The 26,171-nt window shown below is 52.1% G+C and carries 20 protein-coding genes, 4 tRNA genes and 1 rRNA gene; 19 read left to right on the forward strand and 6 right to left on the reverse strand.

Features of this window, described 5'->3' with window-relative positions; translation table 11 throughout:
- The 3 genes from rrf to birA form a co-directional block, all read left to right on the forward strand.
- Nucleotides 1-110 (forward strand): 5S ribosomal RNA (rrf, locus tag KCR01S_RS19350); the annotation flags it as partial.
- A gap of 170 nt (nt 111-280) precedes the next feature.
- The gene (murB, locus tag KCR01S_RS19355) at nt 281-1,309 is read left to right on the forward strand and encodes a UDP-N-acetylmuramate dehydrogenase (protein ID WP_061284695.1); all 1,029 of its coding nucleotides are present in this window, start codon (nt 281-283) and stop codon (nt 1,307-1,309) included.
- The gene (gene birA / locus KCR01S_RS19360; protein ID WP_061284696.1) at nt 1,306-2,268 is read left to right on the forward strand and encodes a bifunctional biotin--[acetyl-CoA-carboxylase] ligase/biotin operon repressor BirA; all 963 of its coding nucleotides are present in this window, start codon (nt 1,306-1,308) and stop codon (nt 2,266-2,268) included. Before murB ends, birA begins: the two co-directional genes overlap by 4 nt.
- Before the next feature lie 38 nt (nt 2,269-2,306).
- Here birA and coaA read toward each other — a convergent pair whose 3' ends face one another.
- Nucleotides 2,307-3,257, reverse strand: coding sequence for a type I pantothenate kinase (coaA, locus tag KCR01S_RS19365; protein ID WP_061284721.1), 951 nt, complete (start codon nt 3,255-3,257; stop codon nt 2,307-2,309).
- A 413-nt stretch (nt 3,258-3,670) separates the two neighbouring features.
- On the opposite strand from coaA, the gene KCR01S_RS19370 reads away from it, so the two are divergent.
- From KCR01S_RS19370 to KCR01S_RS19445, 16 genes are all read left to right on the forward strand, one after another.
- Nucleotides 3,671-3,746 (forward strand) — tRNA-Thr (locus KCR01S_RS19370).
- Between the two features lie 3 nt (nt 3,747-3,749).
- A tRNA-Tyr gene (locus tag KCR01S_RS19375) sits at nt 3,750-3,834 on the forward strand.
- 118 nt (nt 3,835-3,952) lie between these two features.
- Nucleotides 3,953-4,027: transfer RNA gene (locus KCR01S_RS19380), tRNA-Gly, on the forward strand.
- Nucleotides 4,028-4,032: 5 nt separating this feature from the next.
- A tRNA-Thr gene (locus KCR01S_RS19385) sits at nt 4,033-4,108 on the forward strand.
- 115 nt (nt 4,109-4,223) lie between these two features.
- Nucleotides 4,224-5,408 carry an elongation factor Tu gene (tuf, locus tag KCR01S_RS19390; RefSeq protein ID WP_047407352.1) on the forward strand — a complete coding sequence of 395 codons (1,185 nt, stop codon included), beginning with the start codon at nt 4,224-4,226 and terminating at the stop codon, nt 5,406-5,408.
- 222 nt (nt 5,409-5,630) lie between these two features.
- Nucleotides 5,631-6,014: a preprotein translocase subunit SecE gene (secE, locus tag KCR01S_RS19395; protein WP_035895925.1), complete on the forward strand. Its 384-nt coding sequence runs from the start codon at nt 5,631-5,633 to the stop codon at nt 6,012-6,014.
- A gap of 1 nt (nt 6,015) precedes the next feature.
- On the forward strand, nt 6,016-6,561 hold the full coding sequence (nusG, locus tag KCR01S_RS19400) for a transcription termination/antitermination protein NusG (protein WP_052285355.1): 546 nt from the start codon (nt 6,016-6,018) through the stop codon (nt 6,559-6,561).
- Nucleotides 6,562-6,718: 157 nt separating this feature from the next.
- Complete coding sequence (rplK, locus tag KCR01S_RS19405) at nt 6,719-7,147, forward strand: 50S ribosomal protein L11 (RefSeq protein ID WP_052285354.1); 429 nt, start codon at nt 6,719-6,721, stop codon at nt 7,145-7,147.
- A gap of 3 nt (nt 7,148-7,150) precedes the next feature.
- Nucleotides 7,151-7,855 carry a 50S ribosomal protein L1 gene (gene rplA / locus KCR01S_RS19410; RefSeq protein ID WP_052285353.1) on the forward strand — a complete coding sequence of 235 codons (705 nt, stop codon included), beginning with the start codon at nt 7,151-7,153 and terminating at the stop codon, nt 7,853-7,855.
- Nucleotides 7,856-8,148: 293 nt separating this feature from the next.
- The gene (rplJ, locus tag KCR01S_RS19415) at nt 8,149-8,646 is read left to right on the forward strand and encodes a 50S ribosomal protein L10 (RefSeq protein WP_001207203.1); all 498 of its coding nucleotides are present in this window, start codon (nt 8,149-8,151) and stop codon (nt 8,644-8,646) included.
- A gap of 66 nt (nt 8,647-8,712) precedes the next feature.
- Nucleotides 8,713-9,078, forward strand: coding sequence for a 50S ribosomal protein L7/L12 (rplL, locus tag KCR01S_RS19420; protein ID WP_006176746.1), 366 nt, complete (start codon nt 8,713-8,715; stop codon nt 9,076-9,078).
- 318 nt (nt 9,079-9,396) lie between these two features.
- Complete coding sequence (gene rpoB / locus KCR01S_RS19425; RefSeq protein ID WP_052285351.1) at nt 9,397-13,425, forward strand: DNA-directed RNA polymerase subunit beta; 4,029 nt, start codon at nt 9,397-9,399, stop codon at nt 13,423-13,425.
- A 76-nt stretch (nt 13,426-13,501) separates the two neighbouring features.
- A complete protein-coding gene (gene rpoC / locus KCR01S_RS19430; RefSeq protein ID WP_061284697.1) occupies nt 13,502-17,725 on the forward strand; it encodes a DNA-directed RNA polymerase subunit beta' in 4,224 nt (1,407 codons plus the stop codon).
- 202 nt (nt 17,726-17,927) lie between these two features.
- Complete coding sequence (locus KCR01S_RS19435) at nt 17,928-18,890, forward strand: sugar ABC transporter substrate-binding protein (protein ID WP_112202296.1); 963 nt, start codon at nt 17,928-17,930, stop codon at nt 18,888-18,890.
- A 77-nt stretch (nt 18,891-18,967) separates the two neighbouring features.
- Entirely contained in the window at nt 18,968-20,497 is a 1,530-nt protein-coding gene (locus KCR01S_RS19440) for a sugar ABC transporter ATP-binding protein (protein WP_061284699.1), read from the forward strand.
- Nucleotides 20,490-21,464 carry an ABC transporter permease gene (locus tag KCR01S_RS19445; RefSeq protein WP_061284700.1) on the forward strand — a complete coding sequence of 325 codons (975 nt, stop codon included), beginning with the start codon at nt 20,490-20,492 and terminating at the stop codon, nt 21,462-21,464. The genes KCR01S_RS19440 and KCR01S_RS19445 overlap by 8 nt, the downstream gene beginning before the upstream one ends.
- 76 nt (nt 21,465-21,540) lie before the next feature.
- Here the strand turns inward: KCR01S_RS19445 and KCR01S_RS19450 are convergent, their stop codons facing one another.
- The 5 genes from KCR01S_RS19450 to thiG all read right to left on the reverse strand — a co-directional run bounded on the left by KCR01S_RS19450 (nt 21,541) and on the right by thiG (nt 26,170).
- On the reverse strand, nt 21,541-21,858 hold the full coding sequence (locus KCR01S_RS19450) for a PTS lactose/cellobiose transporter subunit IIA (RefSeq protein WP_061284701.1): 318 nt from the start codon (nt 21,856-21,858) through the stop codon (nt 21,541-21,543).
- Nucleotides 21,859-21,865: 7 nt separating this feature from the next.
- Entirely contained in the window at nt 21,866-22,171 is a 306-nt protein-coding gene (locus KCR01S_RS19455) for a PTS sugar transporter subunit IIB (protein WP_035895906.1), read from the reverse strand.
- Between the two features lie 184 nt (nt 22,172-22,355).
- Nucleotides 22,356-23,897 (reverse strand): sensor domain-containing diguanylate cyclase, encoded by a 1,542-nt coding sequence (locus KCR01S_RS19460; RefSeq protein ID WP_061284702.1) that lies wholly within the window; start codon nt 23,895-23,897, stop codon nt 22,356-22,358.
- A 375-nt stretch (nt 23,898-24,272) separates the two neighbouring features.
- Nucleotides 24,273-25,403, reverse strand: a complete 1,131-nt coding sequence (thiH, locus tag KCR01S_RS19465; RefSeq protein WP_061284703.1) for a 2-iminoacetate synthase ThiH — start codon at nt 25,401-25,403, stop codon at nt 24,273-24,275.
- The gene (thiG, locus tag KCR01S_RS19470) at nt 25,400-26,170 is read right to left on the reverse strand and encodes a thiazole synthase (RefSeq protein ID WP_061284704.1); all 771 of its coding nucleotides are present in this window, start codon (nt 26,168-26,170) and stop codon (nt 25,400-25,402) included. The genes thiH and thiG overlap by 4 nt, the downstream gene beginning before the upstream one ends.
- Nucleotide 26,171 lies beyond the last annotated feature (1 nt).

Below are 26,171 nucleotides of genomic sequence, written 5' to 3' on the forward strand. Positions count from 1 at the left end.
GGCAACAGCGCGGTGGTCCCACCTGACCCCATGCCGAACTCAGAAGTGAAACGCCGTAGCGCCGATGGTAGTGTGGGGTCTCCCCATGCGAGAGTAGGGAACTGCCAGGCATCAAATAAGTGAAGAAGCCCATCCTGACGGATGGGCTTTTTTGCGTCTGTACGTCAGAAAAAAGAACGATTACTGGCAAGTTCCGGCCACTTTTCCCCGCGATATAACCGCAAGCCTTCCCGCTACAGATACGGTAAACTACCGTCGATATAGCATCAGGAAAGCAACCATGACCCACTCCTTGAAACCCTGGAATACCTTCGGCATTGACCACTGTGCAAAACACATCGTATGCGCTGAAAATGAACAACAATTACTAAGCGCCTGGCAGACATCGACCCGTGAAGGGCTGCCAGTTTTGATTCTGGGTGAAGGCAGTAATGTACTTTTTCTGGAAGACTATTCTGGTACGGTGATCCTTAACCGAATCAAGGGCATTACGGTTAGTGAAACGGCGGATGCATGGCATTTGCACGTAGGGGCTGGCGAAAACTGGCATCAGCTGGTGCGTTTTGCGTTAGAAAACAACATGCCAGGTCTGGAGAATCTTGCACTGATCCCCGGTTGTGCGGGTTCTTCCCCAATTCAAAACATCGGCGCCTATGGCGTTGAACTGCAGCATGTTTGCGAATATGTTGACTGTATTGAACTGGCTACTGGGGAGCATCAGCGTCTCTCAGCGGCACAATGCCAATTTGGCTACCGCGATAGCATCTTTAAGCATGCCTATCAGGATCGCTTTGTGATTGTGGCTGTTGGTTTCCGATTGGTAAAAGAGTGGAAACCGGTTCTGACCTATGGCGATCTTACCCGGCTGGATCCTCAAACGGTTACGCCGCGTGATGTGTTTGACTCGGTATGCCATATGCGGATGACGAAATTGCCCGATCCGAAAGTGAACGGCAATGCGGGCAGCTTCTTTAAAAATCCCGTTGTTAGCGCTGAGTACGCCGCAACATTGCTGGCAAATTTCCCTAACGCACCACATTACCCACAGGCCGATGGCAGCGTAAAATTGGCGGCTGGATGGCTTATCGATCAATGCCATTTGAAAGGGCACGCCGAAGGTGGCGCTGCCGTTCATCAGCAGCAGGCATTGGTTTTGATAAATGTCGATCATGCGCAGAGTCGTGATGTTGTGCAGCTCGCCCATCACGTTCGCCAGCAGGTTGGTGACAAATTTAACGTTTGGCTGGAGCCCGAGGTTCGGTTCATCAGCCAGAAGGGTGAAGTCAGCGCGGTTGAGGTAATTAAATGAAAGACAACACGGTGCCATTAACGCTTATTTCCCTGTTAGCAGATGGCGATTTTCATTCTGGCGAACAGCTGGGTGAACAATTAGGTATGAGCCGCGCGGCTATCAATAAGCACATGCAGACGTTAAGGGACTGGGGTGTCGATGTTTTTACGGTTCCCGGAAAAGGTTACTGCTTACCTGAACCTATCCAGTTACTGGATGTGGAACGTATACGTCATGCGGTAAAGCACGGTAACGTTGCGGTTCTGCCGGTTATCGACTCAACCAATCAGTATCTACTGGATAGAATGAGTGAACTACAGTCTGGCGATGCCTGTGTGGCCGAATACCAGCAGGCGGGTCGTGGCCGGCGCGGGCGAAAATGGTTCTCACCATTTGGCGCGAATCTGTATCTCTCCATGTTCTGGCGCCTCGAACAAGGGCCGGCAGCCGCGATCGGCCTTAGCCTCGTTATCGGGATTGTGATGGCTGAAGTCTTACAAAGTCTGGGGGCTGATAAAGTTCGTGTGAAATGGCCGAATGACCTGTATCTCAACGATCGTAAGCTGGCAGGGATCCTGGTCGAACTGACGGGGAAAACGGGCGATGCAGCGCAAATTGTTATTGGTGCAGGCATCAATCTGGTGATGCGCAGGGCTGAGAATGACGTGATTAATCAGGGGTGGATTAACCTGCAGGAAGCGGGAATTGTGATTGATCGTAATATTCTGGCTGCTCGTTTGATTAACGAATTGCATGATGCATTATATCTGTTCGAGCAAGAGGGCTTGGCTCCTTATCTTGCGCGCTGGGATAAATTAGATAACTTTATTAACCGACAGGTCAAATTGATTATTGGCGATAAAGAGATCTTTGGTATTTCCCGCGGTATTGATACGCAAGGTGCCTTATTACTTGAGCAGGATGGGATTATCAAACCCTGGATTGGTGGTGAGATCTCACTGCGTAGTGCGGAATAGAAAAGGGAGCCAAGGCTCCCTTTTTAATATCAAAATAATCATTTACGTAGACGAACTTGCTCTACTGAATGATTCGCACTTTTAGTCAGGATTAAGCTGGCTCTTTCACGCGTCGGCAAGATGTTTTCGTTAAGATTCCTAAGGTTAATCTCATTCCATAGTGAGGTCGCGACATGCACTGCTTCCTCTTTTGAAAGCTGTGCATAGTTATGGAAATAAGAATCAGGGTCAGTAAAGGCCCCCTCTCGGAATTTAAGGAAGCGATTTATATACCAGGATTGTAATAGTTTTTCTGGTGCGTCAACGTAAATCGAGAAATCAACAAAGTCAGATACGAATACATGATGCGGGTCATGAGGATAATCCATTCCACTTTGTAGAACGTTGAGCCCTTCAAGTATTAAGATATCCGGATGGGTAACCGTTTTATCACCGTCAGGGATCACATCATAAATAAGATGGGAATATACAGGGGCGGTGACATTAGGTACGCCAGACTTCAGGTCGGATACGAACTGTACCAGACGGCGCATATCATAAGATTGGGGGAATCCCTTCTTCTTCATCAAGCCACGCTCTTTCAGCACTTCGTTAGGGTGCAAGAAACCATCGGTGGTGATGAGCTCAACGCGGCGATGTTCAGGCCAGCGGCTAAGTAATGCTTGCAGCACACGCGCGGTGGTGCTTTTTCCAACCGCCACGCTGCCAGCAATGCTAATGATATAAGGAATGCGCTGACCATTCGTTCCCAGGAACTGCTCCAGAACTGCCTGGCGACGGAGGTTAGAACTAATATAGAAGTTCAGTAAACGTGATAAAGGCAAATAGATCTCGGCCACTTCTTCCAGTGACAGATCTTCGTTGATACCTTTCAGGCGCGTAATTTCCCCTTCGGTCAGGGTCATTGGCACTGAATCACGCAGCGCCGCCCACTGGCTACGATTGAACTGTAGGTAAGGTGTCATTAACGTCTGCTCTTGTTTATTCATAAGCATGTTTTGGCTACCGCGCGGATTTCACGCGACGCTTCACATTAAGTTAATCAGGACAATGGGCAGGAGGTTAACACCAGATGGAAGATAAAAAGAAGAAAAAATCCAAATCAGTCGCGCTTTCGTGAGAAAACACCGCTCTTTATCACTGACTTCGGCTATCGATTCCGTATTGAGATAGCTATATAGAAAGAGAATAGCGCCGGATAGGCAATTTAGTACCTCCTTATGTCGTACACCGAAGGTAATAAGCGGGGCATTGCCAGGTTCATCATCCTATTTTTGGTCATAAAACTGGCAAGGTGATGAGTTTTTACGCGCAAACGCACAAAACATGAGCGATAGAACATTTTATGCAAATTTTTAGTTGCATGTCGCCGCAGGTCTCCATAGAATGCGCGCTACTTGATGCCGACTTAGCTCAGTAGGTAGAGCAACTGACTTGTAATCAGTAGGTCACCAGTTCGATTCCGGTAGTCGGCACCATCAGGTGGGGTTCCCGAGCGGCCAAAGGGAGCAGACTGTAAATCTGCCGTCACAGACTTCGAAGGTTCGAATCCTTCCCCCACCACCACTTTCAGGCTAAGCATTGCGAAGCCAGAGTTGGTTGGTAAGATAACTAGCTCAAACAAAGAAAAGAGAGAAATCTCTTTTTTTTGCACAGAAAGAACTGGGTAGCCGAGTTTCAGGATGCGGGCATCGTATAATGGCTATTACCTCAGCCTTCCAAGCTGATGATGCGGGTTCGATTCCCGCTGCCCGCTCCAGACGTGCTGATATGGCTCAGTTGGTAGAGCGCACCCTTGGTAAGGGTGAGGTCCCCAGTTCGACTCTGGGTATCAGCACCACTTCACTTCTCCTTCCCGTTTCTCTCTGTTTAAATTATGCATTCAACAGTTCAGGCGTATCGTCTGGTTGATGTGGTGATATCACCGATTTATCCGTGTATTAGAGGGACTATCGATGTCTAAAGAAAAATTTGAACGTACCAAACCGCACGTCAACGTCGGTACTATCGGCCACGTTGACCATGGTAAAACTACCCTGACCGCTGCAATCACTACCGTACTGGCTAAAACCTACGGCGGTGCTGCTCGTGCTTTCGACCAGATCGATAACGCACCAGAAGAAAAAGCTCGTGGTATCACCATCAACACTTCCCACGTTGAATATGACACCCCGACTCGCCACTACGCACACGTAGACTGCCCAGGCCACGCCGACTATGTTAAAAACATGATCACCGGTGCTGCGCAGATGGATGGCGCGATCCTGGTTGTTGCTGCAACTGATGGCCCTATGCCACAGACTCGTGAGCACATCCTGCTGGGTCGTCAGGTAGGCGTTCCTTACATCATCGTGTTCCTGAACAAATGTGACATGGTTGATGACGAAGAGCTGCTGGAACTGGTTGAAATGGAAGTTCGTGAACTTCTGTCTCAGTACGATTTCCCAGGCGACGACACTCCTATCGTTCGTGGTTCCGCGCTGAAAGCGCTGGAAGGCGACGCTGAGTGGGAAGCAAAAATCATCGAACTGGCTGGCTTCCTGGATTCTTACATCCCAGAACCAGAGCGTGCGATTGATAAGCCGTTCCTGCTGCCAATCGAAGACGTATTCTCCATCTCCGGTCGTGGTACCGTTGTTACCGGTCGTGTAGAGCGCGGTATCATCAAAGTTGGTGAAGAAGTTGAAATCGTGGGTATCAAAGACACTGCTAAGTCTACCTGTACCGGCGTTGAAATGTTCCGCAAACTGCTGGACGAAGGCCGTGCTGGTGAGAACGTTGGTGTTCTGCTGCGTGGTATCAAACGTGAAGAAATCGAACGTGGTCAGGTTCTGGCTAAGCCAGGCTCCATCAAGCCGCACACCAAATTCGAATCTGAAGTTTATATCCTGTCCAAAGACGAAGGCGGCCGTCATACTCCGTTCTTCAAAGGCTACCGTCCACAGTTCTACTTCCGTACTACTGACGTGACTGGTACCATCGAACTGCCAGAAGGCGTAGAGATGGTAATGCCGGGCGACAACATCAAAATGGTTGTTACCCTGATCCACCCAATCGCGATGGACGACGGTCTGCGTTTCGCAATCCGTGAAGGCGGCCGTACCGTTGGTGCTGGCGTTGTTGCCAAAGTAATGAGCTAATTGCTGATATTATTTGACGCAATGCGCAATAAAAGGGCATCATTTGATGCCCTTTTTATACGCTGTCGAACCAGAACCTGGCTCATCAGTGATTATTTTTGCCATAATCATTGCTGAGACAGGCTCTGTAGAGGGCGTTTAGTCCGAAACTCAATTTCGGTTTGGATCGCCTCGCACTCGCGGGGTGGAAATGTTTGTAGAATACTTCTGACAGGTTGGTTTATGAGTGCGAATACCGAAGCTCAAGGGAGCGGGCGCGGCCTGGAAGCGATGAAGTGGGTAGCCGTTGCCGTACTGCTGATCGTAGCAATCGTAGGTAACTACCTTTATCGTGACATGATGCTGCCGCTGCGTGCGCTGGCCGTAGTAATTATTATTGCTGCAGCGGGTGGTGTCGCGCTGTTGACGACGAAAGGCAAAGCGACCGTTGCGTTTGCTCGTGAAGCGAGAACTGAAGTTCGTAAGGTGATTTGGCCAACTCGCCAGGAAACGCTGCACACTACGCTGATTGTTGCTGCGGTCACTGCGGTAATGTCACTGATCCTGTGGGGACTGGATGGTATTCTGGTTCGCCTGGTATCCTTTATCACTGGCCTGAGGTTCTAAGATGTCTGAAGCACCTAAAAAGCGTTGGTACGTCGTTCAGGCGTTTTCCGGTTTTGAAGGCCGTGTAGCCACGTCGCTGCGCGAGCATATCAAATTACAAAACATGGAAGAACTGTTTGGCGAAGTCATGGTTCCGACCGAAGAAGTTGTCGAAATCCGTGGCGGCCAGCGTCGTAAAAGCGAACGCAAATTCTTCCCGGGCTACGTGCTCGTTCAGATGGTGATGAACGATGCAAGCTGGCACCTGGTTCGTAGCGTTCCGCGCGTGATGGGCTTTATCGGTGGTACATCTGACCGCCCAGCGCCTATCAGCGACAAAGAAGTTGATGCGATCATGAACCGCCTGCAGCAGGTGGGTGATAAGCCGCGTCCGAAAACAATGTTCGAACCGGGTGAAATGGTTCGCGTTAGCGACGGTCCATTCGCTGACTTTAACGGCGTTGTCGAAGAAGTGGATTACGAGAAGTCCCGCCTGAAAGTTTCTGTTTCTATCTTCGGTCGTGCGACCCCGGTAGAACTCGACTTTGCTCAGGTTGAGAAAGCGTAAGACGGCGATCAAAAAAGCATCGATTTAATCGTTGCACGAGGCGCGAAATTGGCATACAATTTCGCGCCTTTTGTTTTTATGGGCATCTGCCTGTAAAACGAATTTTTATCACGGGGAGCCTCCTTGAGGCGCTATCACCCAATTAGAGGATTTTAGAATGGCTAAGAAAGTCCAAGCCTACGTTAAGCTGCAGGTTGCAGCTGGTATGGCGAACCCAAGTCCACCGGTTGGTCCAGCACTGGGTCAGCAGGGCGTGAACATCATGGAATTCTGCAAAGCGTTCAACGCAAAAACTGATTCCATCGAAAAAGGTCTGCCAATTCCGGTTGTTATCACCGTTTACGCTGACCGTTCTTTCACCTTCGTTACCAAAACGCCTCCAGCAGCAGTTCTGCTGAAAAAAGCCGCTGGTATTAAGTCTGGTTCCGGCAAGCCGAACAAAGACAAAGTAGGTAAAGTTTCCCGTGCTCAGGTACAGGAAATCGCGCAGACCAAAGCTGCCGACATGACTGGCGCCGACATTGAAGCGATGACTCGCTCAATCGAAGGTACTGCACGTTCCATGGGCCTGGTAGTGGAGGATTAAGAAATGGCTAAACTGACCAAGCGTATGCGCGTGATCCGTGAAAAAGTTGATGCGACTAAACAGTACGACATCAACGAAGCCATTGCTCTGCTGAAAGAGCTGGCCACTGCTAAATTCAACGAAAGCGTTGACGTTGCTGTTAACCTCGGCATCGACGCTCGTAAATCTGACCAGAACGTACGTGGTGCAACTGTACTGCCGCACGGTACTGGCCGTTCAGTTCGCGTTGCTGTATTTACCCAGGGCCCTAACGCTGAAGCAGCTAAAGCTGCTGGCGCAGAGCTGGTAGGTATGGAAGATCTGGCTGACCTGATCAAGAAAGGCGAAATGAACTTTGACGTTGTTATTGCTTCCCCGGATGCAATGCGCGTTGTTGGCCAGCTGGGCCAGGTTCTGGGCCCACGTGGTCTGATGCCAAACCCGAAAGTTGGTACTGTAACTCCTAACGTTGCTGAAGCGGTTAAGAATGCTAAAGCAGGTCAGGTTCGTTACCGTAACGACAAAAACGGCATCATCCACACCACCATCGGTAAAGTGGACTTTGACGCTGACAAACTGAAAGAAAACCTGGAATCTCTGCTGGTTGCGCTGAAAAAAGCAAAACCAACTCAGGCGAAAGGCGTGTACATCAAGAAAGTTAGCATCTCCACCACCATGGGTGCGGGTGTTGCTGTAGATCAGGCTGGTCTGAGCGCTGCGGCGAACTAAGATTAGCTTTACGTGGGCGGTGGATTTGTCTACAATTCTACCCCCACGTTTGTTAACGAAAGTTAGCAGATAAAAAGATTTGTTCGTTGGAGCCTGGCCTATCCAGGCCTCCGTCGAAGACCGCAGGTGTTTCGAAAGAAGCTTAATGCCCTGCGTAGACGGTGACAGAACGCTAAGATTATTTTTAATACTCTGGCTTGTTTCTGCTCACCGTATTTAGACGCTCTTTCCGTTGGGGAGAGTGAAGTGAGTTCCGGAACATGAGTTCCGGCAAACATCCAGGAGCAAAGCTAATGGCTTTAAATCTTCAAGACAAACAAGCGATTGTTGCTGAAGTCAGCGAAGTAGCCAAAGGCGCGCTGTCTGCAGTAGTTGCGGATTCCCGTGGCGTAACTGTAGACAAAATGACTGAACTGCGTAAAGCAGGTCGTGAAGCTGGCGTATACATGCGTGTTGTTCGTAACACCCTGCTGCGCCGCGTCGTTGAAGGTACTCAGTTCGAGTGCCTGAAAGACACGTTTGTTGGTCCGACCCTGATTGCATACTCTATGGAACACCCGGGCGCAGCTGCTCGTCTGTTCAAAGAGTTCGCGAAAGCGAATGCAAAATTTGAGGTCAAAGCCGCAGCCTTTGAAGGTGAGTTGATCCCGGCATCGCAAATCGATCGCCTGGCTACACTGCCAACCTACGAAGAAGCAATTGCACGCCTGATGGCAACCATGAAAGAAGCTTCGGCTGGCAAACTGGTTCGCACTCTGGCTGCTGTACGCGATGCGAAAGAAGCTGCTTAATAGCAGTTGTCTTTGTAAAGTATTTGCTTACGTATAAACTTATTCTGATTTTCAGGAACAATTTAAATGTCTATCACTAAAGATCAAATCATTGAAGCAGTTGCAGCTATGTCCGTAATGGACGTTGTAGAACTGATTTCTGCAATGGAAGAAAAATTCGGTGTTTCCGCTGCTGCTGCTGTAGCTGTAGCTGCTGGCCCGGCTGAAGCTGCTGAAGAAAAAACTGAATTCGACGTAATTCTGAAAGCTGCTGGCGCTAACAAAGTTGCTGTAATCAAAGCAGTACGTGGCGCAACTGGCCTGGGTCTGAAAGAAGCTAAAGACCTGGTAGAATCTGCTCCAGCCGCTCTGAAAGAAGGCGTGAGCAAAGATGACGCTGAAGCACTGAAAAAATCTCTGGAAGAAGCTGGCGCTGAAGTTGAAGTTAAATAAGCCAACTTTTCTAGTTGAAGCCTGAGAAATCAGGCCGATGGCTGGTGACTTTTTAGTCACCAGCCATTTTGCGCTGTAAGGCGCCAGTAGCGTTTCACACTGTTTGACTGCTGGCTGTCCTGACAATGCCTGTTTCTATCGACGACTTAATATATTGCGACAGGGTGCTCGCTCTGTGTAAATCGCAATGAAATGGTTTAAGCGTGATAGCAACAGGTATTGCGGAAAGTGTTCCATTTTCCGGTCAACAAAATAGTGTTGCACAAACTGTCTGCCAATGGACAGATGCGTCGACTTGTCAGCGAGCTGAGGAACCCTATGGTTTACTCCTATACCGAGAAAAAACGTATTCGTAAGGATTTTGGTAAACGTCCGCAGGTTCTGGACATACCTTATCTCCTTTCTATCCAGCTTGACTCGTTCCAGAAGTTTATCGAGCAAGATCCTGAAGGTCAGTATGGTCTGGAAGCAGCTTTCCGTTCCGTATTCCCGATTAAAAGCTACAGCGGTTATTCGGAGCTGCAATACGTCAGCTACCGCCTGGGCGAACCGGTGTTTGATGTTCAGGAATGTCAGATTCGTGGCGTGACTTACTCCGCACCGCTGCGCGTAAAACTGCGTCTGGTGATCTACGAGCGCGAAGCGCCGGAAGGCACCGTTAAAGACATCAAAGAACAAGAAGTGTACATGGGCGAAATTCCGCTCATGACCGACAACGGTACCTTTGTTATCAACGGTACTGAGCGTGTTATCGTTTCTCAGCTGCACCGTAGCCCAGGCGTCTTCTTTGACTCCGATAAGGGTAAAACCCACTCTTCGGGTAAAGTGCTGTATAACGCGCGTATCATCCCTTACCGTGGTTCCTGGCTGGACTTCGAGTTCGATCCGAAAGACAACCTGTTTGTCCGTATCGACCGTCGTCGTAAACTGCCTGCAACCATCATCCTGCGTGCACTGCAGTACACCACTGAGCAGATCCTTGACCTGTTCTTTGACAAAGTTGTCTTCGAAATTCGTGACAACAAACTGCAGATGGAACTGGTGCCAGAGCGCCTGCGTGGTGAGACTGCCTCCTTCGACATCGAAGCCAATGGCAAGATCTACGTAGAAAAAGCGCGTCGTATTACTGCGCGTCATATTCGCCAACTGGAAAAAGACGATATCAAGCATATCGAAGTTCCAGTTGAGTACATCGCGGGTAAAGTTGCGGCGAAAGACTACGTTGACGAATCCACCGGTGAGCTGATCTGTGCAGCGAACATGGAGCTGAGCCTGGATCTGCTGGCGAAGCTGAGCCAGTCTGGTCACAAGCGTATCGAGACGCTGTTCACCAACGATCTGGACCACGGCGCATACATTTCTGAGACTATCCGTGTCGACCCAACCAACGACCGCCTGAGCGCGCTGGTAGAAATCTACCGCATGATGCGCCCTGGTGAGCCGCCGACTCGTGAAGCTGCAGAAAGCCTGTTCGAGAACCTGTTCTTCTCTGAAGACCGTTATGACCTCTCTGCGGTCGGTCGTATGAAGTTCAACCGTTCTCTGCTGCGCGACGAAATCGAAGGTTCCGGTATCCTGAGCAAAGAAGACATCATCGAAGTGATGAAAAAGCTCATCGATATCCGTAACGGTAAAGGCGAAGTCGATGATATCGACCACCTCGGCAACCGTCGTATCCGTTCCGTAGGCGAAATGGCGGAAAACCAATTCCGCGTTGGCCTGGTGCGTGTAGAACGTGCGGTGAAAGAGCGTCTGTCTCTGGGCGATCTGGATACCCTGATGCCTCAGGATATGATCAACGCCAAGCCGATTTCTGCAGCCGTGAAAGAGTTCTTTGGCTCCAGCCAACTGTCTCAGTTTATGGACCAGAACAACCCGCTGTCTGAGATTACGCACAAACGTCGTATCTCTGCCCTCGGCCCAGGCGGTCTGACCCGTGAACGTGCAGGCTTTGAAGTTCGAGACGTACACCCGACTCACTACGGTCGCGTATGTCCAATCGAAACGCCTGAAGGTCCAAACATCGGTCTGATCAACTCCTTGTCCGTGTACGCACAGACTAACGAATACGGCTTCCTCGAGACTCCGTATCGTAAAGTGACTGACGGTGTGGTAACCGACGAGATTCATTACCTGTCCGCTATCGAAGAAGGTAACTACGTCATCGCTCAGGCGAACTCCAACCTGGATGACGAAGGCCACTTTGTAGAAGACCTGGTAACTTGCCGTAGCAAAGGCGAATCCAGCTTGTTCAGCCGCGACCAGGTTGACTACATGGACGTATCCACCCAGCAGGTGGTTTCCGTCGGTGCGTCCCTGATCCCGTTCCTGGAACACGATGACGCCAACCGTGCATTGATGGGTGCAAACATGCAACGTCAGGCCGTTCCAACTCTGCGTGCTGATAAGCCGCTGGTTGGTACCGGTATGGAACGTGCTGTAGCCGTTGACTCCGGTGTTACCGCTGTTGCTAAGCGTGGCGGTACCGTTCAGTACGTCGACGCATCCCGTATCGTTATCAAAGTTAACGAAGACGAGATGTATCCGGGCGAAGCGGGTATCGACATTTATAACCTGACCAAATACACCCGTTCTAACCAGAACACCTGTATTAACCAGATGCCGTGCGTGTCTCTGGGTGAACCAATCGAGCGCGGTGACGTGCTGGCAGATGGTCCATCTACCGACCTCGGTGAGCTGGCGCTGGGTCAGAACATGCGCGTGGCATTCATGCCATGGAACGGTTACAACTTCGAAGACTCCATCCTCGTATCCGAGCGTGTTGTTCAGGAAGACCGTTTCACCACCATCCACATTCAGGAACTGGCCTGTGTGTCCCGTGACACCAAGCTGGGGCCAGAAGAGATCACCGCTGACATCCCGAACGTGGGTGAAGCTGCGCTCTCCAAACTGGATGAATCCGGTATCGTTTACATCGGTGCAGAAGTGACCGGTGGCGACATTCTGGTTGGTAAGGTAACGCCGAAAGGTGAAACCCAGCTGACGCCAGAAGAGAAGCTGCTGCGTGCAATCTTCGGTGAGAAAGCGTCTGACGTTAAAGACTCTTCTCTGCGCGTACCGAATAGCGTTTCCGGTACCGTTATCGACGTTCAGGTCTTTACTCGCGATGGCGTAGAAAAAGACAAACGTGCGCTGGAAATCGAAGAGATGCAGCTGAAGCAGGCCAAAAAAGACCTGTCTGAAGAACTGCAGATCCTCGAAGCTGGCCTGTTTAGCCGTATCTACGCGGTGCTGGTTGCCGGTGGTGTTGAAGCTGACAAGCTCGACAAACTGCCTCGCGATCGCTGGCTGGAACTCGGCCTGACCGACGAAGAGAAACAAAATCAGCTGGAACAGCTGGCTGAGCAGTACGACGAACTGAAGCACGAGTTTGAGAAAAAACTCGAAGCGAAACGCCGCAAAATCACCCAAGGCGACGATCTGGCACCGGGCGTGCTGAAGATTGTTAAGGTATACCTGGCCGTTAAACGCCGTATCCAGCCTGGTGACAAAATGGCAGGTCGTCACGGTAACAAGGGTGTTATCTCCAAGATCAACCCGATCGAAGATATGCCACACGATGCTAACGGTACGCCGGTAGATATCGTACTGAACCCGCTGGGCGTACCATCGCGTATGAACATCGGTCAGATCCTTGAAACCCACCTGGGTATGGCTGCGAAAGGTATCGGCGATAAGATCAACGCCATGCTGAAACAGCAGCAAGAAGTCGCGAAACTGCGCGAGTTCATCCAGCGTGCCTACGATCTGGGTACCGACGTTCGTCAGAAAGTCGACCTGAGCACCTTCAGCGATGACGAAGTGCTGCGTCTGGCAGAAAACCTGCGTAAGGGTATGCCAATCGCGACACCAGTGTTCGATGGTGCGAAAGAGTCTGAAATTAAAGAGTTGCTGCAACTCGGCGGTCTGCCTTCCTCTGGTCAGATTACCCTGTTCGACGGTCGCACCGGTGAGCAGTTTGAGCGTCAGGTAACCGTAGGTTACATGTACATGCTGAAACTGAACCACCTGGTTGATGACAAGATGCATGCGCGTTCTACCGGTTCTTACAGCCTGGTTACTCAGCAGCCGCTGGGTGGTAAGGCACAGTTCGGTGGTCAGCGCTTCGGGGAGATGGAAGTGTGGGCGCTGGAAGCATATGGCGCAGCATACACCCTGCAGGAAATGCTCACCGTTAAGTCTGATGACGTGAACGGCCGTACTAAGATGTATAAAAACATCGTAGACGGTAACCATCAGATGGAACCGGGCATGCCGGAATCCTTCAACGTACTGTTGAAAGAGATCCGTTCCCTGGGTATCAACATCGAGCTGGAAGACGAGTAACTCTCGCTCAAACAGGTCACTGGTGCCGGGGTAAGACCCGGCGCCAGATTGTGCTAACTCCGACGGGAGCAAATCCGTGAAAGATTTATTAAAGTTTCTGAAAGCGCAGACTAAAACCGAAGAGTTTGATGCGATCAAAATTGCTCTGGCCTCGCCAGACATGATCCGTTCATGGTCTTTCGGTGAAGTTAAAAAGCCGGAAACCATCAACTACCGTACGTTCAAGCCTGAGCGTGACGGCCTTTTCTGCGCCCGTATCTTTGGGCCAGTAAAAGATTACGAGTGCCTGTGCGGTAAGTACAAGCGCCTGAAACACCGTGGTGTGATCTGTGAGAAGTGCGGCGTTGAAGTGACCCAGACCAAAGTGCGTCGTGAGCGCATGGGCCACATCGAGCTGGCATGTCCAACTGCGCACATCTGGTTCCTGAAATCGCTGCCGTCCCGTATCGGTCTGCTGCTCGATATGCCACTGCGTGATATCGAACGCGTACTGTACTTCGAATCTTATGTTGTTATCGAAGGCGGTATGACCAATCTGGAACGTCAACAGATCCTGACTGAAGAGCAGTATCTGGACGCGCTGGAAGAGTTCGGTGACGAATTCGACGCGAAGATGGGTGCGGAAGCTATCCAGGCCCTGCTGAAGAGCATGGATCTGGAGCAAGAGTGTGAAACTCTGCGCGAAGAGCTGAACGAAACCAACTCTGAAACCAAGCGTAAGAAGCTGACCAAGCGTATCAAACTGCTGGAAGCGTTCGTACAGTCTGGCAACAAGCCAGAGTGGATGATCCTGACCGTTCTGCCGGTTCTGCCGCCAGATCTGCGTCCGCTGGTTCCACTGGATGGTGGTCGTTTCGCGACTTCTGACCTGAACGATCTGTATCGTCGCGTCATTAACCGTAACAACCGTCTGAAACGCCTGCTGGACCTGGCTGCACCTGACATCATCGTACGTAACGAAAAACGTATGCTGCAGGAAGCGGTCGATGCCCTGCTGGATAACGGTCGTCGCGGTCGTGCAATCACCGGTTCTAACAAACGTCCTCTGAAATCTTTGGCCGATATGATCAAAGGTAAACAGGGTCGTTTCCGTCAGAACCTGCTCGGTAAGCGTGTTGACTACTCCGGTCGTTCTGTTATCACCGTAGGTCCATACCTGCGTCTGCATCAGTGCGGCCTGCCGAAGAAAATGGCTCTGGAGCTGTTCAAACCGTTCATCTACGGCAAGCTGGAACTGCGTGGCCTCGCCACCACCATCAAAGCCGCTAAGAAAATGGTTGAGCGTGAAGAAGCTGTCGTTTGGGATATCCTGGACGAAGTGATCCGCGAACACCCGGTTATGCTGAACCGTGCACCAACACTGCACCGTCTGGGCATCCAGGCGTTTGAGCCAGTACTGATCGAAGGTAAAGCTATTCAGCTGCACCCGCTGGTTTGTGCGGCATATAACGCCGACTTCGATGGTGACCAGATGGCTGTTCACGTACCGCTGACGCTGGAAGCCCAGCTGGAAGCGCGTGCGCTGATGATGTCTACCAACAACATCCTGTCACCTGCGAACGGCGAGCCAATCATCGTTCCATCTCAGGACGTTGTATTGGGTCTGTACTACATGACCCGTGACTGTGTTAACGCCAAAGGCGAAGGCATGGTGCTGACTGGCCCTAAAGAAGCTGAGCGTATCTATCGCGCAGGTCTGGCCTCTCTGCATGCGCGCGTTAAAGTGCGTATCACCGAATATGAAAAAGATGAAAACGGCGAATTCGTTGCGACAACCAGCCTGAAAGACACGACCGTTGGCCGTGCGATTCTGTGGATGATCGTGCCGAAAGGTCTGCCTTTCTCCATCGTCAACCAGGCGCTGGGCAAGAAAGCTATCTCCAAAATGCTGAACACCTGTTACCGCATTCTGGGCCTGAAGCCGACCGTAATCTTCGCTGACCAGACCATGTACACCGGCTTTGCTTACGCTGCGCGCTCAGGTGCGTCCGTTGGTATCGACGACATGGTTATCCCAGAGAAGAAATACGAAATCATCAGCGAAGCGGAAGCCGAAGTTGCTGAGATCCAGGAGCAGTTCCAGTCTGGTCTGGTTACCGCGGGCGAACGCTATAACAAAGTTATCGATATCTGGGCAGCGGCGAACGATCGTGTATCCAAAGCGATGATGGATAACCTGCAAACTGAAACCGTTATTAACCGTGACGGCGTCGAAGAGCAGCAGGTTTCCTTCAACAGCATCTACATGATGGCCGACTCCGGTGCGCGTGGTTCCGCAGCACAGATTCGTCAGCTGGCAGGTATGCGTGGTCTGATGGCGAAGCCAGATGGCTCCATCATCGAGACGCCAATCACCGCGAACTTCCGTGAAGGTCTGAACGTACTCCAGTACTTCATCTCTACTCACGGTGCTCGTAAAGGTCTGGCGGATACCGCACTGAAAACAGCTAACTCCGGTTATCTGACGCGTCGTCTGGTTGACGTTGCGCAGGATCTGGTTGTTACCGAAGATGACTGCGGCACGCTGGAAGGCATCACCATGACCCCGGTTATCGAGGGTGGTGATGTTAAAGAGCCACTGCGCGATCGCGTACTGGGTCGTGTGACTGCTGAAGACGTTCTGAAGCCGGGCACGGCGGACATTCTGGTTCCACGCAACACTCTGCTGCACGAGCAGTGGTGTGACCTGCTGGAAGAGAACTCCGTTGACTCCGTCAAAGTCCGTTCCGTTGTATCCTGTGACACCGACTTTGGTGTATGTGCGCACTGCTACGGTCGTGACCTGGCGCGTGGCCACATCATCAACAAAGGTGAAGCTATCGGCGTTATCGCGGCACAGTCCATCGGTGAGCCAGGTACACAGCTGACGATGCGTACGTTCCACATCGGTGGTGCGGCATCTCGTGCGGCTGCTGAATCCAGCATCCAGGTGAAAAACAAAGGTAGCATCAAGCTCAGCAACGCGAAGTCGGTTGTGAACTCCAGCGGTAAACTGGTTATCACTTCTCGTAACACCGAGCTGAAACTGATCGACGAATTCGGTCGTACCAAAGAAAGCTATAAAGTGCCTTACGGCTCCGTTATGGCTAAAGGTGACGGCGAACAGGTTGCAGGCGGCGAAACCGTAGCAAACTGGGATCCACACACCATGCCAGTTATCACCGAAGTGAGCGGTTTCCTCCGCTTCACCGACATGATTGACGGCCAGACCATTACTCGTCAGACCGACGAGCTGACCGGTCTGTCTTCTCTGGTTATTCTGGATTCTGCTGAGCGTACCTCAGGTGGTAAAGACCTGCGTCCAGCACTGAAAATCGTTGATGCGAACGGTAACGACGTTCTGATCCCAGGCACCGATATGCCTGCTCAGTACTTCCTGCCGGGTAAAGCGATTGTTCAGTTGGAAGATGGTATTCAGATCAGTGCGGGTGATACCCTGGCGCGTGTTCCTCAGGAATCCGGCGGTACCAAGGATATTACCGGTGGTCTGCCACGCGTTGCGGATCTGTTCGAAGCACGTCGTCCGAAAGAGCCAGCAATCCTTGCGGAAATTACCGGTATCATTTCCTTCGGTAAAGAAACCAAAGGTAAACGTCGCCTGGTTATCACTCCGTTAGACGGTAGCGATCCATACGAAGAGATGATTCCAAAATGGCGTCAGCTCAACGTGTTCGAAGGCGAACGTGTAGAACGTGGTGACGTTGTTTCCGATGGTCCAGAAGCGCCGCACGACATCCTGCGTCTTCGTGGTGTACACGCGGTAACGCGTTACATCACCAACGAAGTACAGGACGTATACCGTCTGCAAGGCGTTAAGATTAACGATAAGCACATTGAAGTTATCGTTCGTCAGATGCTGCGTAAAGCGACCATCGAGAATGCCGGTAGCTCCGACTTCCTGGAAGGCGAGCAGGTTGAATACTCCCGCGTCAAGATTGCAAACCGCGATCTGGAAGCGAACGGCAAAGTGGCGGCAACGTATTCCCGCGACCTGCTGGGTATCACCAAAGCGTCTCTGGCAACCGAATCGTTCATCTCTGCCGCATCGTTCCAGGAGACCACTCGTGTCCTGACCGAAGCAGCCGTTGCGGGTAAACGCGACGAACTGCGTGGCCTGAAAGAGAACGTTATCGTTGGTCGTCTGATCCCAGCGGGTACCGGTTATGCGTACCACCAGGATCGTATGCGCCGTCGTGCAGCGGGCGAACTGCCTGCGGCACCACAGGTTAGCGCAGAAGAAGCTTCTGCAAACCTGGCAGAACTGCTGAATGCAGGTCTGGGTGGTTCTGATAACGACTAATCGTTCACGTTAGTGCGATAAGTTGAAAAGGCCAGTCTTATGACTGGCCTTTTTTATTGTGTATTTTTTGCCTCCTACCCTATTTAGCACCGCCGGGTTCGACCCTGGAATATTGTGCAGTGCCTCACTCTGACCGTCTTTGGGCTTGACTATACTGCATCGGGTATTGCGTCTAACCCTACCTCTAATAATGGATAACATCATGAATAGAAAAGTTTTTTCTTATTTCATTGGTTCTGCCGCTGCGATGGCGCTTTCTGCAGCGATCGTTAATCCTGTTTTTGCTGCAGAGTCTCAACCGCATAAACCTAAAGTCGCGTTAGTGATGAAATCGCTGGCGAATGAGTTTTTCCTGACGATGGAAAACGGCGCGAAAGATTATCAAAAGAAAAATGCCGATAAGTTCGATTTGATCTCTAACGGGATTAAAAATGAGACCGATACCTCGAGCCAGATCCAAATCGTTGAACAGATGATTGTGTCAAAAGCTGATGCCATCATTATCGCGCCGTCCGATTCAAAAGCGCTGGTACCGGTGGTGAAAAAGGCCGTGGATGCCGGCATTCTGGTGATTAATATCGACAACCAATTCGATGCCGCCGTGCTAAAAGACAAAGGTCTGAACGTGCCTTTTGTGGGGCCGAATAACCGCAAAGGGGCGAAAGATATCGGTGATTATCTGGCGAAACACCTGAAGGCGGGCGATGAAGTTGGCATTATCGAAGGGATTCCAACGTCCACCAACTCTCAGCAGCGTACCCTAGGCTTCCAGGATGCCATGTCGGCCGGTGGTATGAAGGTGGTTTCCGTACAGTCTGGCCAATGGGAAATGAACAACGCCAACGCAATCGCCGCTGCCATGCTGAGTGAATATCCCAATATAAAAGCGCTGCTGGCGGATAACGACAATATGGCGCTGGGGGCGGTTTCGGCGATTCGTGCAGCCGGTAAACGTGGCCAGGTGCAGGTCGTCGGCTATGACAACATCGAAGCGATTAAACCGATGCTTCAGGACGGTCGCGTGCTGGCGACGGCGGATCAGTTTGCTTCACAGCAGGCGGTCTTTGGGATCAACACCGCGCTGGATGCATTAAAAGCCGGGAAGAAACAAAGTGAACTCTCCGGTAGCGTGGAGACGCCGGTCAAACTGATTGTGAAGCAGTAACTCGCAGCGGGCTCTCCGGGGTCATAGGGTGGCCCCGGTTTTATATAGGGACTCTACCGAGCAGGTGCGCGAGCGAAATGGCTGAATACCAACAAGTCTTAACCATCTCCGACATCGGAAAAACTTACAACGAACCGGTGCTGTCGCATATCGACCTCACGCTGTACGCCGGGAAAGTGCTGGCGCTGACTGGGGAGAATGGCGCTGGAAAAAGCACGCTGTCCAAAATCATCGGCGGCCTGATTACGCCCACAACCGGTACGATGACTTACCGCGGGCAGCCGTATGCACCCGCCAGCCGTAAGGAGGCTGAAAAGCTCGGCATTCGCATGGTGATGCAAGAGCTGAATCTTCTGCCAACATTAACCATTGCCGAAAACCTTTTTCTCGACCAGTTGCCAAACTGGGGTGGGTGGATCCAGCGTAAGCGCCTGAGGGAGATGGCGTATCCCGTCATGGCCACGGTCGGCCTACAGATGCTGGATCCGGATATGCTGGTGGGGGATCTCGGTATCGGCCATCAGCAGATGATAGAAATTGCCCGCAACCTGATTGGCGAAAGCCGGATTTTGATTCTCGATGAACCCACCGCCATGCTCACCAGCCGTGAAGTTGCGCTGCTGTTTGAACAAATTCAACTCTTTAAACAACGCGGCGTATCGCTGATTTACATTTCCCACCGGCTCGATGAGCTGGCGCAAATCGCTGACGATATTACGGTGCTGCGCGATGGTCACCTGGTCTGTACCGATGATATTACGCGCTACACCAGCGACCAGTTGGTGTCACTGATGGTGGGGCGCGATCTGGAAAGCACTCTCGATATTAGCGCCCGTCGTCGCGGAAATCCGATCCTGCAAGTCGAGCACTTTACCCGTGGCAACGTGTTGCAGGACATCTCCCTGACCCTGCACCGGGGCGAGGTTTTGGGCATCAGTGGTCTGGTCGGTGCGGGACGTACGGAGCTGATGCGCGCCATTTTTGGCGCCGATCGTATCGACAGCGGACAGTTGCTGGCGGGTGACCCGTTAAAGCCCGTGACGATCCGTACGCCGTCGGACGCGATTGCCCATCGCATTGCGCTAGTGACGGAGGACCGTAAAGGAGAAGGGCTGATGTTGCCCCAGTCGGTGGCGGCCAATACCTCGCTGGGTAACAGCGAAAAAGTCAGCCGGCTTTCGTGGCTGAATGCTCATGAAGAGCAGCAGCTGGCGCAAAAATACATTACCCGGCTGGGTATTCGCACCTCGGGGAGTGAATTTGCGGTCGAGAGCCTATCGGGCGGTAATCAGCAAAAGGTGCTGATTAGCCGCTGGTTGGAACGTAACTGCGACGTCATTCTTTTTGATGAACCGACGCGCGGCATTGATGTTGGCGCGAAGCGCGATATTTACCTGCTGCTCAATGAACTGACGCAGAGTGGTAAAGGGCTCATTGTGGTCTCCAGCGATCTCAGAGAGCTGATGCTGATTTGCGATCGCATTGCGGTGCTGTCCGCCGGCAGGCTGGTAGAGACCTTTACTCGCGATAGCTGGACGCAGGATGCGATTCTGGCCGCCGCATTTTCTGGCTATCAACATGCCACAGGGAATTCACACGATGAGTAACACTTCACTGCCCGTTAAGCGCCAGAGTGCATCATGGCGTGGGCTAAGCAGCTATCTGGGATTGATTGGCGCACTGCTGGCGATGATCGTACTGTTTTCGTTTCTGAGCGACCATTTCCTGAGTCTGAATACCTTCAGCACGATTGCGAACCAAATACCTGACCTGATGGTGATGTCGGTTGGGATGACTTTCGTCCTGATTATTGCCGGTATTGACCTGTCGGTGGGCTCGGTGCTGGCGCTTTCGGCGGCTGTCGTCAGCGTGACCTATCTTAATCTGCACTGGTCTCCATGGCTGGCTGCGCTGTCCGGTATTGTCGCGGCAACGCTGGTGGGTTCACTGACCGGGCTGATTTCAGTTATCTGGCGCATTCCCACCTTTATTGTCTCGTTGGGGATGCTGGAGATGGCGCGCGGTAGTGCGTACCAACTGACGGATTCCCGCACCGCCTATATCGGCTCAAGTTTTGATTTTCTGGCTGACCCGATTATTTTCGGTATCTCACCGTCATTTGTTATCGCCGTGCTGGTGATTTTACTCGGGCATCTGGTGCTAACCCGAACTATCTTTGGCCGCCATCTCATTGGAATTGGGACTAATGAGGAAGCCGTGCGGCTGTCGGGTATCAATCCTGCACCCTACAAAGTCGTTGTCTTTGCATTGATGGGGGCGTTGGCCGGTTTGGCATCATTATTTCAGGTGGCACGTTTGGAAGCGGCTGATCCCAATGGCGGTGTTGGAATGGAGCTGCAGGTGATTGCCGCGGTCGTCATTGGCGGAACCAGCCTCATGGGGGGGCGAGGATCGGTCATCTGCACCTTCCTCGGCGCACTGATTATATCCGTGTTGGCTGCGGGGCTGGCGCAGATTGGGGCAACAGAACCCACCAAACGGGTGATTACCGGTGCTGTTATCGTGGTTGCCGTCGTGCTGGATACTTACCGTAGCCATCGGCAGAAAAAGTAACGCGCGAGCGTGGCCGGAAGCCCAAAAAATAAAAGGCACCCTTGAGGGTGCCTTCTGCATTCTTACGGCAGTGGGATTAGCTAACCAGTGGAATGCGGCGGTACAGCTCAATCATATCGGTCGCCAGATCCTGGATGACCATCGCGTTCATCAGGTGATCCTGGGAATGAACGGTGATCAGATTCACCGGCAGTTTGCCCGTGCCTTCGTCAATGCCGATAAGCTGGGTCTGGATACCATGGGCCAGTTTGACAAACTCGCGAGACTCTTCCATTGCTTGGCCTGCGCCTTCGAAGTCACCTTTGCGTGCAAGCTGTAGTGCGGTCAATGCTGAACTACGAGCGGCACCGGCATTCACCAGCAGTTCCATGATGATTGATTCTAAATCTTCCACGTCTATCTCACTCCATTAACTTAAGGGCTTTCTCAAGCACGACATCGCCTTTCATCATGCCGTAATCCATCATGTCGATGACGGCGACTTTTTTACCGAGAGGATCGGCCAGAGCCTGCAGTTTAGCCTGCTCATACTTCACCTGTGGGCCGAGCAGAACGATGTCCGCGTCGTTAATATTGGCTTTAAACTCGGCCACCGGTACGGCTTTAATCGAGACTTCAATGCCTTTTTTCTGGGCTGCATCCTTCATACGTTGAACCAGCATACTGGTAGACATTCCTGCAGCGCAGCATAAAACGATATTCTTCATAATGCTCCCTCATGAACCGTGATGAATCATGTTTATCGCGAGCTGAAACGATCAACAACCGCTTTGCGCTGAATGTGTGTAAGGCATCACAAAGATCGCCGCAAAAAACTGAAACCGGTTACATTTTGCGGGTAAGGAAGACAAAAAACCCGCTGTGCGGGTTTTCGGTGGGTAGCGTTTAGACTCAGGTGATAGATGTCCGCAAGATGCGGTTTTTTCCCTGACGTTTGGCTTTATAAAGCGCTTCGTCGACGCTGGAGACCAGATGTTCCAGCGTCTCCATATGCCATTCACCCAACCCGGCGCTGAAGGTCACGTTCAGCCCTTCTTCACGCCAGGTACGATTTGCGACGTTGATCCGCCACAGCTCCAGCAGCGCGCCGGCCTGTTCAACGTGCTCTGCGGTAAAGATAATGGCGAACTCCTCGCCGCCGTAGCGGTAAAGGGAAAGCCCATGCGTTTGCAGAATAGTGATGCCTTCACGGGCAACATTACGCAGCACGATATCACCGCTAAGATGACCCCAGGTATCATTGATAGATTTGAAGTTATCAATATCGACGAGCGCTAGCGCGAAGGGCTGATGTTCGTTCATCAGCGTAGAAATATCCGTATCGAACGCCCAGCGGTTTTTGCACCCGGTGAGCGAATCTACCGTGGCCTGCCGGACATAGGCGCGTTCGCGTTCCTTATTGGTTTCAATCGCTTTATGCAGCATCACTTCAATCCCCGGTGCATGCCGGGTGTCGCCGGTTTTAATGGCGTTGATGATATTCATCAGGATGCCACGAGAAGCATGACGCAGGTATAAACCAAAGGTAATGATGATGATTCCCGCCAGCGCAAACCCCCAACTGACGATAATGCTCTCATGCTGCGCCAACTGACTCATGGTTTCGTCAGAGACTTTATAGATGACAAACCAATCCGGATTGGTAAAGGAGTAATAGTAGTACCAGGTTTGGCTAGGTTTATCGAAAAATTCCCCTTCACCCGCCGTCATGCCGGTCAGTAGCTTATCAGAGACCACGGTTTGGAAAAGCTTACCGCTATCGGGATGCAGCAGTGCCTGGCCCTGTCGATTGACGACAAAAAATTCCCCAGGCACCGGCGATTTCATCTGACGCAGGGTATGGCTCATCGCGGACAAATCGAAGTGGAATGCCAGCGTACCCTTAAGTTTTCCATCCGCAGAGATAACCGGTTTGGACAGCGTCACGGTCTGCTGTTTGGTGAAAAAATCAATATAGGGCTGAGTGTAGCGGCTGAAGATCCCAACATCCCCCTGGTGAACAAACCAAGGGCGGCTCGTGGCATCGAAGGCATGGGTGTCGGGGCGCTCTACCGCCTGCGGAGCCCGAAGATAGTGGCCTGACGTATCGGCGACGGAAAGGGATGAAACGGTCGGCATCATCGACAGTAGCTGCATCATGGTTTGCAGCCCTTTATCGGGGTTGATATTCACGATGTTATTTAACTCGTCGTTACGGGCTAAATAGGTGGCGGCACGGCCGAGGATGTAATCATTCTCGTGCAGAATGGACTCGGTGTAGTTAACGGCAAGATTATGGGTGAAATTGCGGTTGATATTATGATAATCGCGGATGGTATCGTTGCGCTGGATAACGGTAACAAGCGAGGCGATGAGAATGAAACTCAGGATAATTCCCGCAAAACTAATAAAGATTGGTGCCGTAAAAGATAGTTTTCTGCCGCTATGTTGCATATGGTTTCCATTCCTGAGAACAAATTGCAGAGGAAGGATGGGTATAACACTGCAATTTCTAACGTCGGTCTGTGCAGGGAAATTATAGTCTACGGGTATAGCTATGGATATTTAACGCACGTTTAAAATTATACGTGATTACCCTTGGTAAGAGTATGTGATCTGCACCGTTAGATTAAATTGCGAAGAGCAGCGATCTTTTTATGGTTTCTTTGCTTTGTGATTGGGCAGGGTAGCAGAGGAAGAAGGCGCTACCCTGGTCAGCTCAGATAGCCAACCTGGGCAGCGTAGAATGTGGCGTGCCGTTGAACAATGCCTGTGTCTCGCCTCTGCGAGGCGCTGTCCAGAGGGTTTATCGCCGTTGCGGAAATTTCATTAGAGCTGCGAGGTGCGTCCCAGCCAGCTATCCCAATCTTTCCATACCGGCTGCAGCCCACGCGCCGTTAACGCGCTGGCCACTTCAACGGGTGTGCGCGCATCGTGCGGTGAAAACTGCTCAAGTTCAGGCCTCTCGTCGGCATAGCCGCCGGGCTGCGTTTTTGAGAAAGCGCTAACGTTGTTGATGGCCAGTGGGATCACATGGTCGCGGAACCACGGCGATTCGCGGGTTGAGAGCGACAGTTCGGTATCCGGAGAGAATAACCGGAAGGCGCAAATCACCTGTACCAGCTGGCGCTCATCCATCAGCGAAGCCGGCTCAATACCGCCCGCGCATGGACGCAGACGCGGGAACGAGATTGAATAGCGGCTTTGCCAGTAGCGCTGCTGCAGCCACAGCAGATGCTCGGCAACCATAAAGCAGTCTACCCGCCAGCTATCCGAAAGCCCAATCAGTGCGCCGAGCCCGATTTTATCGATACCGGCCTGACCCAGCCTGTCCGGGGTGTCCAGACGCCAGAAGAAATCCTGCTTTTTCCCTTTCAGGTGATGCTGAGCGTACATGCCTTCGTGATAGGTCTCCTGATACACCATCACTCCGTCAAGCCCCAACGTTTTCAGCTCGCCGTACTCTTCGGTGGACAGCGGCTGAACTTCCATGTGCAGAGAAGCGAACTGACGGCGAATATCCGGCAAGTGGCGGCGGAAATAGTCCATCCCGACTTTTCCCTGATGCTCACCGGTGACCAACAGCAGATGTTCAAACCCTAAAGCCCGAATGGCATCGCACTCGCGGGCAATCTCAGCTTCATCCAGCGTCTTACGCTTGATGCGGTTGCTCATGGAAAAGCCGCAGTAGGTGCAGTCGTTGGCGCACAGGTTGGAGAGATACAGCGGTACGTAAAAACTGACGGTATTGCCAAAACGCTGACGGGTCAGCTTCTGCGCCCGCTGCGCCAGCGGTTCAAGGTAGTCGGCGGCGGCGGGGGAGAGAAGCGCCATCAGGTCATCGCGGTTAAGCGCTGAGGCGTTAAGCGCCCGTTCGACGTCGGCTGCGGTTTTACCGTTGATGCGTAGACGGATGTCATCCCACTCCAGCTCCCGCCAGCGGTCAGTGAAGGTTTTCATACCAGCGCCTCCAGAAAACCGGTCAGTGGGCTGGTGGCGATCGCCTGCATGCTTCGACTGCCCGGCACTGCCTGACGCGCCAGGAGTCCCGCCTCAACCGCCAGACGGAAGGCCGTGGCCATCATGACCGGATCGTCGGCCACGGCAATGGCGGTGTTAACCAATACCGCATCGGCCCCCATCTCCAGCGCCTGAGTGGCATGACTCGGCACACCGATCCCGGCATCCACCACCACCGGCACGGTGGCCTGCTGAATGATGATCTCCAGCATCGCGCGCGTTTCCAGCCCCTGATTAGAGCCGATGGGCGCGCCAAGCGGCATCACCGCCGCACAGCCCACTTCCTCCAGCCGTTTGCACAGCACCGGGTCGGCGCCACAGTAGGGCAGTACCACAAACCCTTGTTTGACCAATGCTTCGGCGGCTTTCAGCGTTTCGATAGGATCCGGCAGCAGCCAGCGGGCATCGGGGTGAATTTCCAGCTTCAGCCAGTGGGTTCCCAGCGCTTCACGCGCTAACTGAGCGGCAAAAATCGCTTCTTCGGCGGTTTTGGCGCCGGAGGTGTTGGGCAGCAGCGTAACCCCCGCCTCAACTAATGGCGCCAGAATGGCATCGTTGTGCTGACGTAAATCTACCCGCTTCATCGCTAGCGTTACCAACTGGCTACCCGAGGCGCGAATCGCGTCAACCATCAACTGCGATGAGGCAAATTTTCCCGTACCGGTGAACAGATGTGAATCAAACGTCTTATCGGCAATGCGTAACATA

Source organism: Kluyvera cryocrescens NBRC 102467 (genome assembly GCF_001571285.1).
GTDB lineage: Bacteria > Pseudomonadota > Gammaproteobacteria > Enterobacterales > Enterobacteriaceae > Kluyvera > Kluyvera cryocrescens.